The organism is Nonomuraea sp. NPDC003804, assembly GCF_040610675.1.
Taxonomy (GTDB): Bacteria; Actinomycetota; Actinomycetes; order Streptosporangiales; family Streptosporangiaceae; genus Nonomuraea.
This window is the reverse complement of the sequence record NZ_JBEXMT010000049.1, coordinates 18570-32017: the sequence shown is the minus strand read 5'-3', so window position 1 is coordinate 32017 and position 13448 is coordinate 18570. Positions and strand designations below refer to the sequence as shown.

9 protein-coding genes are annotated in these 13448 nt (G+C 70.8%); 5 read left to right on the top strand and 4 right to left on the bottom strand.

What is annotated here, in order from left to right; translation table 11 throughout:
- The first annotated feature begins 8 nt into the window (after positions 1-8).
- The gene (locus ABZX22_RS42235; RefSeq protein WP_354921964.1) at positions 9-770 is read left to right on the top strand and encodes an alpha/beta fold hydrolase; all 762 of its coding nucleotides are present in this window, start codon (positions 9-11) and stop codon (positions 768-770) included.
- A 217-nt stretch (positions 771-987) separates the two neighbouring features.
- Here ABZX22_RS42235 and ABZX22_RS42230 read toward each other — a convergent pair whose 3' ends face one another.
- Complete coding sequence (locus tag ABZX22_RS42230) at positions 988-2421, bottom strand: aldehyde dehydrogenase (protein WP_354921961.1); 1434 nt, start codon at positions 2419-2421, stop codon at positions 988-990.
- A 116-nt stretch (positions 2422-2537) separates the two neighbouring features.
- Positions 2538-5585 (bottom strand): M14 family zinc carboxypeptidase, encoded by a 3048-nt coding sequence (locus tag ABZX22_RS42225; protein ID WP_354921958.1) that lies wholly within the window; start codon positions 5583-5585, stop codon positions 2538-2540.
- Between the two features lie 186 nt (positions 5586-5771).
- On the opposite strand from ABZX22_RS42225, the gene ABZX22_RS42220 reads away from it, so the two are divergent.
- Positions 5772-6677: a hypothetical protein gene (locus ABZX22_RS42220; RefSeq protein WP_354922024.1), complete on the top strand. Its 906-nt coding sequence runs from the start codon at positions 5772-5774 to the stop codon at positions 6675-6677.
- Positions 6678-6864: 187 nt separating this feature from the next.
- On the opposite strand, the gene ABZX22_RS42215 is transcribed toward ABZX22_RS42220, so the two are convergent.
- Entirely contained in the window at positions 6865-8139 is a 1275-nt protein-coding gene (locus ABZX22_RS42215; RefSeq protein ID WP_354921955.1) for a GH1 family beta-glucosidase, read from the bottom strand.
- A gap of 72 nt (positions 8140-8211) precedes the next feature.
- Between ABZX22_RS42215 and ABZX22_RS42210 the strand changes: the two genes are divergently transcribed.
- The 3 genes from ABZX22_RS42210 to ABZX22_RS42200 all read left to right on the top strand — a co-directional run bounded on the left by ABZX22_RS42210 (position 8212) and on the right by ABZX22_RS42200 (position 11031).
- Positions 8212-8871, top strand: a complete 660-nt coding sequence (locus ABZX22_RS42210; protein WP_354921952.1) for a TetR/AcrR family transcriptional regulator — start codon at positions 8212-8214, stop codon at positions 8869-8871.
- Between the two features lie 94 nt (positions 8872-8965).
- Positions 8966-9325: a MerR family transcriptional regulator gene (locus ABZX22_RS42205; RefSeq protein WP_354921949.1), complete on the top strand. Its 360-nt coding sequence runs from the start codon at positions 8966-8968 to the stop codon at positions 9323-9325.
- A 272-nt stretch (positions 9326-9597) separates the two neighbouring features.
- The gene (locus ABZX22_RS42200) at positions 9598-11031 is read left to right on the top strand and encodes a penicillin-binding protein 2 (RefSeq protein WP_354921946.1); all 1434 of its coding nucleotides are present in this window, start codon (positions 9598-9600) and stop codon (positions 11029-11031) included.
- Between the two features lie 170 nt (positions 11032-11201).
- On the opposite strand, the gene ABZX22_RS42195 is transcribed toward ABZX22_RS42200, so the two are convergent.
- The gene (locus tag ABZX22_RS42195) at positions 11202-13064 is read right to left on the bottom strand and encodes an ABC transporter ATP-binding protein (protein WP_354921943.1); all 1863 of its coding nucleotides are present in this window, start codon (positions 13062-13064) and stop codon (positions 11202-11204) included.
- Between the last annotated feature and the right edge of the window lie 384 nt (positions 13065-13448).

Genomic DNA, 13448 nt, shown 5'->3' with positions numbered 1-13448 from the left:
CTCGCTCCATGCCTTTCGCCACCAGCTTCCCGGTCATGCTCAGGACCGCCGACGGCGTCCGGATCGACGCCGCCCACACCCCCACCCGTGGCCGCGGCGACCTCGGCATCGTGGTGGCGCACGGCTTCACCGGGTCGTGGCGCGACCGCACCGCCCGCAGGATCGTCCACGTGCTGAGCGGGTTCGGCGGCGTGCTGGCCTTCGACTTCCGCGGCCACGGCCGCTCGGGCGGCGAGAGCACCGTGGGCGACAGGGAGGTGCTCGACCTGGAGGCGGCCGTCCGGCACGCGCGGGTCGCCGGCTACTCCTCGGTGGCGGTGGCCGGCTTCTCGATGGGGGCGGCGGTGGCCGTCCGGCACGCGGCGCTGCACCGCGGCGTGGACGCGGTGGCCGCGGTGAGCGGGCCCGCCCGCTGGTACTACCGCGACACCAGGCCGATGCGCCAGGTGCACTGGGCGATCGAGCGGCCGTTCGGCAGGCTGGCGGCGCGGGTGGTCAAGCGCACCAGGATCGCCCGCGGCCAGTGGGACCCGATCCCGATGCCGCCGTACGAGGCCGCCGCGCTGATCTCGCCGACGCCTCTGCTCGTCGTGCACGGCGACGCCGACACCTTCTTCCCGCTGGAGCACGCCCACCAGATCTTCGACGGCGCCCGCGAGCCGAAGGAGCTGTGGATCGAGGCCGGCTTCGGGCACGCCGAGTCGGCCGCGACACCCGAACTCATCCGCCGCGTCGGCAAGTGGATCACCACGAACACCGCGCGGGACTAGATCGAACCTTTTCCGGATGAAGAGCGTCTACCTATGACGTAAGGAAGGAACCCGCCGGGGGACTGCCATCGGCCGCATCGGCCGTCACGGCGGTAGACGCGGGACATACTTCCTTCTGTAGCCGGGTGAACGCCCAGCGTCGCGGGGGCGCGCTGGGTGCCACCCCGCACCCTGCCCCGGTACGGCACGCCGTACCGGGGCACCTCGTCGCCGGGACTCAGCCGAGCCGGGCGATCGTCTTGTACTCCAGGTAGGCGGACAGCCCCTCGGGGCCGAGCTCGCGGCCGACCCCGCTGGCCTTGTAGCCGCCGAAGGGCACGTTGGACTCCAGCATGAAGCAGTTGACGCCGTAGGTGCCGGTGCGGACCTGGCGCGCGATGTCCATGCCGTGCTCGGTGTCGGCCGTCCACACCGTGCCGGCCAGGCCGTAGTCGCTGTCGTTGGCGATGCGGACGGCGTCGGCCTCGTCCTCGTAGGGGATCACGGCCAGGACCGGGCCGAAGATCTCCTCGCGGGCGATGCGCATGTCGTTGCTGACGCCGGAGAAGACGGTGGGCGCGACGTACCAGCCCGTGTCGAAGGGCCGGTCGAGGCCGCCCACGACGATTTTCGCGCCCTCGTCCATGCCGATCTTGACGTAGCCCTCGACGCGTTCCTGCTGCCGCTTGGCGACCAGCGGGCCGATGCCGGTGGCCGGATCGGCGGGGTCGCCGACGACCTGCGAGGTGACCATGCCCGCCACGGCCTCGACGACCTCGTCGTAGCGGCGGCGGGAGGCGAGGATGCGGGTCTGGGCCACGCAGGCCTGGCCGTTGTTCATGAGCGAGGCGATGGCGAGCATGCCCATGCTCGCGCCGAGGTCGGCGTCGTCGAGCACGATCGCCGCCGACTTGCCGCCGAGCTCCAGGCTGCACCGCTTGAGCTGTTCGCCGCATATCGCGGCGATGCGGCGGCCCGCGGCGGTCGAGCCGGTGAAGGCCACCTTGTCGACGCCGGGGTGGGAGACCAGGTGCTCGCCCGTCTCGCGGCCGGCGGGGACGATGTTGAGCACGCCGCCGGGGATGCCGGCCTCCTGCACCATCTCGGCCAGCAGGTAGGCGTCGAGCGGGGTCTCGGGGGCGGGCTTGAGCACGATCGTGCACCCCGCGAGCAGCGCGGGGGCGATCTTCGTCATGGAGACGAACTGCGGGACGTTCCACGGCACGACGGCGGCGACCACGCCGACGGGCTCCCTGCGCACCGTCGTGGGGCCGAACAGGCCGGGGCGCTCCTCCTCCTGCTGGAAGGTCTTGCCGTACTCGGCGTAGTACTGGAGCATCCCGAGCGGTTGGGGGGCCTGGGCCAGCTGCGAGAAGGTGATCGGCGAGCCCATCTCCTCGGTGATGAGGGCGGCCATCTCGCCCTGCCGCGCGGCGTAGATGTCGGCGAGCCTGCCGATCGCCGCGGCCCGCTCGCCGAAGCTGAGCCTGGGCCAGGGGCCGTGGTCGAAGGCCTCGCGGGCGGCGGCCACAGCGCGGTCCATGTCGGCGGGCGTCCCGTCGGGGACCCGGCCGACGACCTGCTCGGTGTGGGGGTTGACGACCTCGATGATGCCGGTGCCCGCCGGAGCCACCCATTCGCCCCCGATGAACAGCGTGTCGTGCTGGCGCATGTCGTGACCCTTCTCATGTGACCGAGTGCTTGCTTCCTTTGGGAGACCGAATCATGTTCTGTGAAGGCACGCAAGAGGGGTACGGCCCACAGAGCCGTACCCCTCAGCGCCGTGCGCTAGCGGGAGTCGCCCAGCAGGTGCGCCAGCGACCGCTTCACCAGATCGGTGCGCTGTGCCTGCGTGGTGACACCTTCGACGCCGTACCCGAGCAGGACGGTGTCCTTGGTGACGATGCCGCCGCCCTCGTCGAAGACCTTGTCCGTGCGAGCCCAGGTGTTGAGCAGCGGGCCCGAACCGGGCGGCGGTCCGCCCGCCGTCCAGCCGCCGAGGTCGGACTCGAAGGAGGTCTGCTCGGCCACCGCGCCGTCGAGCGTGACCTTCGCGTCGTCGAGGAAGACGCCCGCCTGGTGGGTGGACCAGTCGGTGATCGACGACAGCGAGATCTCGACCTGCTTGCCCGCGTAGGGCGTCAGGTCGATCTTCCACTCCTGCCAGCCTGCCGAGTTGCCGCTGGCCGCGTGCCACGCGCCGCTGCTGCCGGTCGGCTCGCAGTTCGGCCCCTGGTAACGGGTGGTGAAGGGGTGGATGGTCCGCCAGTGCTGGCCGCTGGGCGTGTTGCAGCTCGACCCGGTGGACTGGGTGGTGTGCCCGTTGGCGTCCGGCAGCGTCGTCCAGTCGTCCTGGCCGACGGTGTGCGCCTCAACGGTGAAGAAGTCCCAGTCCGCCTCGGTGTCGCGCGAGGCCCAGAACGTCAGCTCACCGCTGCTCTTCCCGGTCAGGTCGATCGTCCTGGTCAGGCGCTTCCAGGAGGCGTCGGCGATGCCGCTCTGCACGTCCCACGACCCCGTGTGCGGGTCGAACGGCCCGCCCGGCCGGTCCCAGGAGATGCCCGCCCTGCTCTCGAACTGCGGGAAGGTCTCGACCGGCAGGATCGCCGAGGTGGCCACCCACGAGTTGTTGTGGTCCTGGTTGCCGGCCGAGTCGCCGCCGTTCAGCGTGCCGGTGAAGCCGTCGAAGGCGCCCACCCTGCCCTTGAGCGCGTACGGCTCGTGCGTCTGCGGGTTGGTGCCGCCGTTGTCGAACCAGATGTAGGCCCCCAGCCAGTACTGCTGGAAGTCGTTGTTGATCTCGAAGCACGGCGGCGTGGCCGCGACCACGCACTCGCCGAGCGAGGGGTCGGGCTGGAAGAAGAAGCCCTGGTTGGCGTTGCGCGCGTAGTGGGCGTACTTGCCGGCCGACAGCAGCTTGCCGCCCTCGTTGAGGTAGTCGCGCACCGCGAGCTCGGTCTCGACGCTGTGCCTGGCGATGGTGCCGGGCACCTGTCCGGCCGAACGCGGGTTGATGTCGTCACCGGTCTCCCACACCACGGCCTGGTAGTGGCTGAGCACGCCCAGCGGGTGCGGCGCCTTGCGGCCGTTCTTGTCGATGTCGTAGACGTCGGAGGTGTAACCGGCCTCGGAGATCGCCTTGGCGTAGTCGTCGACGTACTTCGACTCCGTCACACCCTGCGCGGGGCTGATGCCCGTGACGTCCTCGGCCGCCAGGATGAGCACCTTGCCGCCGATGTCGTCGGCCACCTTGTAGGTGAAGTCGGCGCTCTTCTTGGTCAGCGACCGGAACCAGACCTTGACGCTGTCGCCGGGCTTGGTGCCGGTGATCTTGCCGCGGAGCTGGTGGTAGTAGACGTTGTAGCCCTTGCCGTACCGCTCGCCGCCCTTCCACTCGGTGGTGAGCGCGGTCCTGGTGCGGCCGCCGTTGACCTGGTACTGCACGACCACGGGGCCGAGCTTGCGCTTGGCGTTGACCTGCACGACCTGGTCGGTGCCGTGGCTGACCTCGAAGTCGTCGACCACGAAGTCGGGCGTGGTGTTGCCCAGGTGGCTGACCGGCTCGACCGGGTTGGCCGCCGATCTGGCGATGTCGAGGGCGAAGGGCAGGTTCTTGTCGAACTCCGCCTGGACCAGCGCCTCGTCGTCGGGGAAGACGAAGCCGCAGCCGTCACAGCCCTCGTTCAGCTCCGGCGTCCAGGACAGCGTGCCGTACTGGGCGTGCGCGCGGTCGTTGGTGTCGCCGTTGGTGATGTACAGCTCTCCCGCGGCGAGGCCCGGGTTGAAGCCGGGGACGGCGGGGTTGGCGTCGGTGCCGGTCAGGGCCTCGTAGACCGGGTTGTCGGCGGTCTGCGTGTACATCTGCCAGCCCATCGGGTACAGCAGCAGCGGACCGAAGGAGTGGTAGTTGAGCTGCAGCTTGAACTTGATCCGGCGCAGCAGCCCGTCCATCGCCCTGGTCTCGGGCTCGCTGGCCGGGCCGGTTCCCCGGTAGGTCTCGCTGCTCGGGACGCTGGAGGCGCCTTCCTCGTCATAGTGGAAGTTCGTGGGGAAGTTGCGGTTGGGGTCGACGCCGTCGCCCGCGGTGATCTGCCCGTCTCCGTTGTTGTCCCGCAGGTTCTTGCGCCACAGGCGGTTGCCCTCGGTGAAGGTGTAGTCGTAGCCGTCGGGGTTGGCGACGGGCACGAACCACAGCTCGGTCGAGCCCAGCAGGTCGGCCAGCGCCTTCTTGTTGGCCACCACGTGCTTCAGCAGCCGCATGTCGACCTCTGTCGCGATCCACTCGCGGGCGTGCTGGGTCGCCGAGTAGAGGGCGGCGGGCCTGGCGCCGTCCGGCAGGATCCTGGCGTGCTTGGTCACCTTGACCGCCAGGATGTCCTGCCCCTTGATCGTCTTGCCGATCGACTGCAGTTTGACGATGTCCTTGTTGGCGTCGGCGATGGCCTTGAGCTGGTCGGCGATGCCGCCCTGCTCGGAGTAGCTGCGCCAGACCGTGTAGCCGCCCGCGGCCTGCGCCTTGGCGGCCTCGAGCTGCGTCTGGCCCTGCGGGTTGCGGACGGGTTGCGGCTTGTGCCCGAGCTTGGTGATCCTGACCAGGTCGGCCTGGTCGGCGGTGAACTCGATGTGCTCCTTGCCGGCGACGGCCTGCTTCTGCACGACGTCGACGCCGTCCTCGGCGAGCGCCTGACCGGTGCCCGGCGGGCCGTCCACCTGGTAGAGCTCGATCCGGTCGGACGGGGGTAAGGCGGGGTCCTCAGCCGCGACGGCCTGCCCCGCCACCAGGGAGGTGGCCAGACAGGCGGTCACGGCTGTGACGAGGGTGAAAGTACGAGACAAGTTCTGCCCCTTTGCAGAAGACGGAATGCTCGAAATGTCACCCGGCGTCGGGGGCTCGGCAAGACCCAAGTGTTGGCCTGTTGTCGGACAAAGTGCTAGATACTTCGCCAAAGGCGCACGAGTTCCATGGTTCGGGTGGCAGCAGTCAAGATCATCTTCTATAGTCACTGCGTCTATGAGGGGAGGATGGACGTGAGATCAGGGCGTCTTGCCGCGCTCGCCGTCATCCTCGTCGCGCTGGTCGCCTTCCCCCTGCCGCACGCGGCGACCGCCGACCCCGACAACAGGACCAAGCTGCGCCAGCTCACCAAGCAGGCGGCCGACCTCAACAAGGTCTACCGCGGCACCCTCGAGAGCCTCGAGGACACCAGGCTGGCCGCGAAGAAGGCCACCGACCGGGCGGGCAACCTCAAGGCCGCGCTCGCCGCCGCCGAGGTCGAGGTCAGCCAGATCGCGCAGACCACCTACATCCAGGGGCCGTTCGACGGCACCAGCCTGTTCTCCATCCCCGGCGAGCCGTACCAGGTGCTGGGGCAGGCGGCGAACATGACCTACCTGTCGGCCGAACGCACCTCCAAACTCGGCCGCATCAAGGAGATGGTCGCCAACGCCAACAAGGCGAAGAAGGAGGCCGCCGCGAAGATCGACGACCTCGAGCGCGACATCAAGAAGATGCAGAGCAAGCGGCGCGACATCGAGAAGCTGCTGGCCAAGTACGGCATCCAGCAGCCCGGCAACGCCAACGGCCTCACCTCGCGCATGATCTCGGTCCGCGAGGAGGTGATGCGCAACTTCCCGATGTTCTACGGCGTCGGCTGCCTGCGCGTCGGCGACCCCGGCGAGCACGGCAAGGGCCGGGCGTGCGACTTCATGATGAGCCCCGGCGGCACCATGGCCACCGGCGCCAACCTGGTCAGGGGCGACGAGCTGGCCCAGTGGCTGATCTCCAACGGGTCGCGGCTCGGAGTCATGTACATCATCTGGAAGCAGCGCTACTACGACGTGCGCACCGGCGGCGGCTGGGACATGATGTCCGACCGCGGCGGCGTGACCGCCAACCACTGGGACCACGTGCACGTGTCGGTGTTCTGAGCCGCGCCTGATCCGTTCGAGCCGCCCGCCGCGGCCCACCCGGCGGGACCGGGCGGGCCGGGCGGCAGGTGGACCGCGCCCGCCGGGACCGGGCACCCGGTCGGGCCGGGCGGGAAGCGGGCCGTACCGGGTGGGACCAGCCGGTTCGGGCCGGGCGGGAAGCGGGCCGTACCCGGGCGGGTGTCGGCTACGGGTGCGCGGTGCCGGAGAGCCGGTCCTTCAGCCAGTGGTAGGAGGCGCGGGGCGTGCGCCTGCCGGTGGGGAAGTCGACGTGGACCAGGCCGAAGCGCTGGTGGTAGCCCTCGGCCCACTCGAAGTTGTCCAGCAGCGACCACACGAAGTAGCCCCGTACGTCGACCCCCTCGTCCTGGGCGGCGCGGAGGGCGGCGAGGTGGCCGTCGAGGAAGGCGATCCTGGCCTGGTCGTCCTGCTCGGGGTAGGAGCAGCCGTTCTCGGTGATGTAGATCGGCGGCAGCGCCGTGCCGTACCGGTCGCGCAGGCCCACCAGCAGCTCGCGCAGCCCGTCGGGGACCACCGGCCAGCCGAAGGCGGTGGTGGGGTAGCCGGTGATGCCGAGGTCGGTCCACGGCAGCGTGTCGTCGGTGGGGGCGCCGATCCGTGTGGGGTTGTAGTAGTTGATGCCGAGCCCGTCGAGCGGGGTGGAGATGATCTCCAGGTCGCCGTCGCGGACGCAGTCGAGCGTGACGCCGTAGGCCGACAGGTCGGGGTAGCGCCCCAGCAGCACGGGATCGTTGAACAGCCGGTTGTGCAGGGCGTCGTACGCGTCGCCCGCCGCCGCGTCCTGCGCCCACACGGGGGTGCAGTTGTTGGTCACCAGCACCTGCCGCGCGCCCGCCGCCCGCAGCGCCCCTACGGCCAGCCCGTGCCCGAGCAACTGGTGGTGCGCCACCGGCAGCGCGTCGAGCATCAGCGCCCGGCCGGGCGCGTGCACCCCCATCGCGTAGCCGAACACCATGTGCACGAACGGCTCGTTGAGCGTGATCCACATCGGTACGCGGTCGGCGAGCCGCTCGGCCACGACCGCGGCGTAGTCGGCGAAGCGGTACGCGGTGTCCCTGTCGAGCCACCCGCCCCTGTCCTCCAGCGCCTGGGGGAGGTCCCAGTGGAACAGCGTGGGCACGGGGGTGATGCCGCGCTCGCCCAGGCCGTCCACGAGCCGGTCGTAGAAGTCGAGCCCCTTCGGGTTGACCTCGCCGGAGCCGTCGGGCTGGATCCTCGGCCACGCGATCGAGAACCGGTAGGCGTTGACGCCCAGGTCGCTCATCAGGTCGAGGTCCTCGGGCCAGCGATGGTAGTGGTCGCAGGCCACGTCGCCGGTGTGCCCGTCGCGGGTCCTGCCGGGCTCGTGGGAGAAGGTGTCCCAGATGGAGGTGCCGCGGCCGTCCTCGTGGACGGCGCCCTCGATCTGGTAGGCGGCGGTGGCCGTACCCCAGAGGAACATAACCGGTCATATTAGGCGATCAAGGAACCGGAGTCGCGCGGCACGGCCGCCGGAATGGGCAAGGATGGGAGCATGACGACTACTCTGCGCCGCCGTCCCTCCCAACGCCGCAGCGCCGAGCGGGTCGAGCGGATGCTCGACGAGTGCGCCTCGCTCCTGGACGAAGTGGGTTACGACGGGTTGACCACCAAGGAGGTCGCCCGCAGGGCCGAGGTGCCCATCGGCACCTTCTACCAGTTCTTCCCCGACAAGCAGGGTCTGGTCAGGGCGCTGGCCATGCGGAACCTCGACAGGTTCCTCACCCGCGTCACCGACCGCATCGCGACGGCCGATCTCGCCCACTGGTCGGAGCTGTCCGACCTGGCGATCGACGAATTCGTGGCGATGAAGCGCAGCACACCGGGTTTCGCGGTGGTCGACTTCGGCGAGGTGCTGCCCACGCCCGGCGGTCCGGCCCTGCCGGGCACCAGCCACATGCTCGACGCGGCTACCGAGAACAGCGCCGTCGTGGCCGAGCGGCTGCGCGCCCTCGTCGTCGGCCTGTACGACAAGCCGGAGGGCGAACGGCTCGACCTGGCGCTGCGTGTCGCCGTCGAGGCCGCCGACGCCGTACTGAAGCTGGCCTTCAGCAGGAGCCCCGACGGCGACCCCGAGCTCATCGCCGAGTGCAAGCAGCTGGTCCGCCGCTACCTCGCCGGCCACCTCAGCACGGCGCGTCCAGCCGCGCCGTGAGCGTGTCGTCCAGCTTGGGCGCGGCGCCGGCCTGGAGGGCGCTCCGTGTCAAGCGGTTGACCTGGAGCGCACTCCAGGTGGAAGGATCGGCCGTGTGACCGTCTACACGCCCGCTGAAGTGGTCGAGGAGACCGGCTTCAGCCTCGACACCCTTCGCTACTACGAGAAGATCGGTCTGCTGGCCCCCGTCGACCGTAACGCCGCGGGGCAGCGCAGGTTCTCCGAGGACGACCTCGGCTGGCTCGGCACGATCCGGTGCCTGCGCGACACGGGCATGCCGATCGCCCAGATGCTGCGCTTCGCCGAGCTGGTGCGCGCGGGCGACCACACCATTCCCGACAGGATCGCGCTCCTGGAGGAGCACGACATCAGGGTGCGCGGCCAGATCGACAACCTGATCGAGCGCCAGCGCTACATCCAGCACAAGATTTCCTACTACCGCAGCGTGCTCTAGCCCCCGCTTGGGATTGCGGTTGCTAAACCGGGAGGTGTGACTCCTCCGCTCCCTGAAGGGAGCGGCTTCTCGCCAAGCCGCTTCCGCAGCCTCCCGAAGGGCGAGCCCCGCCCTCACGACGCCGATCGCCGTTCTCACGTCAGGGCGCGCCTCGTGACCGCCGCCTCGGAACGCGGCCCGGGCCACGGGTTTCACCTCTCCACGGTGCCCGGTCAGCTGAAGCGGGCAGTCCCCTCCGCGCGCGTCTGATGGCCGGGCCCCGGGCGAGACGGATGAACATCCCGCTGCGTCGCGCGGCGATGGTGTGCGCGGCGATGATGTTCGCGCTCCTCGCCAACGTCACCCTCATCCAGGGGTTCAGGACGGCGAGCCTCAACGCCGACCCGCGCAACCACCGCACGGTGATCTCCAAGTTCGCGCATCCGCGCGGCAAGATCCTCGCCCGCGACGGCACGGTCATGGCCGTCAGCCGCAGGACGAAGGACCCCAGCTACGCCTACCGGCGCTTCTATCCCGGCGGCGACCTGTACGCGACCGTCACCGGCCACGCCTCCCTCTACACCACCACGGGTCTGGAGCGGGCCGAGGACGACGCCCTGACCGGCAGCGCCCCGAAGGCGCGGGTGCGGGCACTGGTGACGGACGGCATCAGCGAGGGCGCCGACGTGCGCACCACCATCGAGCCGCGCGCGCAGCGGGCCGCCTACGAAGGACTGGCCGCGACGGGACGGCGTGGCGCCGCGGTGGCGGTCAACCCCACGACGGGGGCGATCCTGGCGATGGTCTCCTACCCCTCCTACGACCCCAACCTCTACAGCACCTTCGACCCGGCCAAGCTGAGGGAGGCCGACGCGCTGCTGCACGCCGACCCGGGCCGGCCGCTGCTCAACAGGGTGCTCAACCAGAACTATCCGCCCGGCTCCACCTTCAAGGTCGTCACCAGCGCCGCCGCGCTGAACTCCGGGACCTACGAGGCGGACTCGCCCCTCGACGCGCCCAGCAGCCTGCTGCTGCCCGGCACCTCGACGTACCTGCGCAACGCCGGGGGAGCGGCGTGCGGCGACGGGCGCCCCCCGCTGGCCTACGCCTTCCAGATCTCCTGCAACACCGCCTTCGCCGCCATGGGCCTCGACATGGGACAGGACGCGCTGCGCCAGCAGGCCGAGGCGTTCGGGTTCAACGACGACACGCTGACCGTCCCGATGCCGGTCTCCATGAGCGTCTACCCCAGCGGTCTCGACCAGGCCCAGACCGCGCTGTCGGCCATCGGCCAGTTCGACGACAAGGCCACTCCCCTCCAGATCGCCATGCTGTCGGCCGCCGTGGCGAACGGCGGCGCGCTGATGCGGCCCTATCTCGTGGACGAGGTGCGCCTGCCCGACGGCTCGGTCATCGACACGGCCGAGCCGTCGCAGTGGCGCTCGGCGATGAGCCCGCGCGAGGCCGCGCAGCTCGCCGCGATGATGGTCAACGTCACCGAGGAGGGCGGCACCGGTACGGCGGCGGCGCTGCCGGGCGTGGTGGTCGCGGCCAAGACGGGCACGGCGGAGAACGCGCCGGGAGCACGGGACCACGCGCTGCTGACGGCCTTCGCCCCGGCCGACAGCCCGCGCGTGGCGGTGGGCGTGGTGGTCGAGCGGTCCGGCTCCGGCGGCGACGTGGCCGCCCCGATCGCCCGCCGCATCATGCAGGCCCTCCTGGCCTGACCACCCGCACCGCACACCCGCCCGGCACGCACACGCCCGGCGGTACCTGGCCCTGGCGACCCCGGCACGCACGCCCCTGCGGTACCCCGCCCCGGCATCCGCCGCGACTCCCGGCACGTGCCCCCGCAGTCCCCCGCCCCGGCCCCGACCCGCACGGGCGGCCCGGTCGGTCAGCGGTAGGCCTGCGCCTGGAGGTTGTAGAGGTCGGCGTAGAGGCCGTCCTCGGCCATCAGCTGCTCGTGCGTGCCCTCCTCCACCACCTTGCCGTGGTCGAGCACGTAGATCCGGTCGGCGTAGCGCACGCTCGCCAGCCGGTGCGTGATCAGCAGCACGGTGCGCCCGTCGGAGTGCCGGCGGATGCGCTCGAACAGCGCGTGCTCGGCCCTGGCGTCGAGCGCGGCGGTGGGCTCGTCGCAGATCAGCAGCGGCGCGTCGCGGTGGAAGCCGCGCGCCACCGCGATGCGCTGCCACTGCCCTCCCGACAGCTCCTGGCCGTCCTTGAACCGCCGGTCGAGCAGCGTGCTGTAGCCGTGGGGCAGCTCGGCCACGACCTCGTCGGCGCCGGCCACCTCCGCCGCGGCGACCAGCGCGGGCTCGCCCTTGTCGGTGCCCATCGTGATGTTGTAGCGGGCCGTCAGCGGCCACCTGGTGTGGTCCTGCGCGATGACCGCGGTGGCCAGGCGCAGCTCCTCGGGCGGCACCTCCCGCACGTCGAGCCCGTCCCAGCTGACGGTGCCCCCGTCCGGCTCGTAGAGGCCTGACAGGATCTTGGCGAGCGTGGTCTTGCCCGAGCCGTTCTCGCCGACGAACGCGATGACCTCGCCCTTGCCGACCCTGATGGACACCCCGCGCAGCGCCGGGCTGTCGGAGCCCGGATAGGTGAAGGTGATGTCCTCGGCCCTGATCTCGTCGAACGACCTGGGCGCGGGCGTGGGCCTCGGGTCGGCGATCCGCCGCTCGGCGTCGGCGCAGAAGTCGAGGAAGTCGGTGAAGTACAGCCCCTCCTCGTAGAGGCGGTTGGTGGCGTACATGAGGTTGCTCAGTGACATCTGGCCCTGCCTGATCGCCAGGACGGCGGTGCCGGCCACGGCCAGCGGCAGCGCCCCGACGGCCAGCAGCACGCCCAGCGCGACGTAGACCAGGCCGGTGCCGAGGCCGCCCAGCGCCTCGCCGACCAGCCTGGCCATCGTCTGCCGCCGGGCCAGCCGCAGCAGGACCTCCTGCTCGGCCCTGGCCACCGCGTCGTACATCCGCAGCAGGAAGCCGCGCATGGTGAAGGAGCGGACCTCGGCGGCGGGGGAGCGGTCGGCGAGCAGCTCGGCGATGATCCACTTGCGCCTGCGGGCGGGGATCAGCGAGTACATGTACGAGTAGCGCATCCTGGCCGAACGCACCGCCGCCCACGCGTCCGGCAGTACGGCGAGGACCAGGAGCGGCAGCAGAACCGGGTGCAGGATGCCCAGCACGCCGGCCGCGGCGGCGATGCCGATGGCGGCGGTCATCACGTCGATCGCCGTCATCACCACCACGTCGGCCATGGCGACGCCGCGCACCCTGGCACGTTCCATCGCGTCGTGGAAGTCGGGATCGTCGTAGGCCACCAGCGGCACCCGGCTGGTCAGGCCGTACAGCCGCTCCTCGGTGAGCCGGGAGACCTGCGGGTCGAGCCGGGACTGCGCCCAGCCCGCGGCCGCCTGCGTCAGCGTGCGCAGCGCGGCGGCGCCCGCCACCACCGCGAGGCTCGGCAGCGCGGCCCACACCCGTTCGGGCGTGGGCCCCTCGCTGAACAGTGCTTCGAGGACGCCGGTGGTGGCCAGCAGCCCGAAGGCGGTGAAGATGCCGCCCGCGAGGTTGAAGCCGACGGTGGCCGCGGTGTCACGGGGGCTGGCCCGCCATGCCATCCGCATCGCCTGCCCCACGAGGGCGGGCAGCCGCCTGGCGATGGTCAGGAACCCGACCTCGGCCATCTTGTCGGTGTGGGCGTGCCAGTCGGAGAAGGAGATCTCGCCTAGTTCGAGGGGCTCGTCCGCCATACCTGGAGTGTGAACGGTGGCACCGACAATTTCCTACGGCTTTCCCGCCAGACCGTTCTGGTGCGCCGCGGGTGCCCGGGGGCGTACACAGGGGGCCGGTGCCTGACCATGCCGGAGCACATTCTCTACACATTGTTGACCCACACCGGATACATGCCCGAATGGCCATCTCGGCGCATGTGCCGGCGGCGCGCGCGGCCTAGCGTTGCCCTGTGATCGACCGGCGGCACACGCCTCGGCCCGGTGCTCCCGGGTGTACCCACACGCGGGAGAGCCGCCGGTCGATCCATCGGGACGTCGCGTTCGCGTGAGGGCCCGGCCTCCTCGGAGGGGTGGAGGTCGTGGTCCGGCGGGCGCGGCAGCGGGCTCGAGTCGCGCAGGGCT

What these genes read in the sequence shown, in the direction of transcription:
- ABZX22_RS42235 (WP_354921964.1), top strand. Translation starts at nt 9, where the DNA reads ATGCCTTTCGCCACCAGCTTCCCGGTCATGCTCAGGACCGCCGACGGC.
- ABZX22_RS42230 (WP_354921961.1), bottom strand. Translation starts at nt 2,421, where the DNA reads ATGCGCCAGCACGACACGCTGTTCATCGGGGGCGAATGGGTGGCTCCG.
- ABZX22_RS42220 (WP_354922024.1), top strand. Translation starts at nt 5,772, where the DNA reads ATGGACGTGAGATCAGGGCGTCTTGCCGCGCTCGCCGTCATCCTCGTC.
- ABZX22_RS42215 (WP_354921955.1), bottom strand. Translation starts at nt 8,139, where the DNA reads ATGTTCCTCTGGGGTACGGCCACCGCCGCCTACCAGATCGAGGGCGCC.
- ABZX22_RS42210 (WP_354921952.1), top strand. Translation starts at nt 8,212, where the DNA reads ATGACGACTACTCTGCGCCGCCGTCCCTCCCAACGCCGCAGCGCCGAG.
- ABZX22_RS42200 (WP_354921946.1), top strand. Translation starts at nt 9,598, where the DNA reads ATGAACATCCCGCTGCGTCGCGCGGCGATGGTGTGCGCGGCGATGATG.
- ABZX22_RS42195 (WP_354921943.1), bottom strand. Translation starts at nt 13,064, where the DNA reads ATGGCGGACGAGCCCCTCGAACTAGGCGAGATCTCCTTCTCCGACTGG.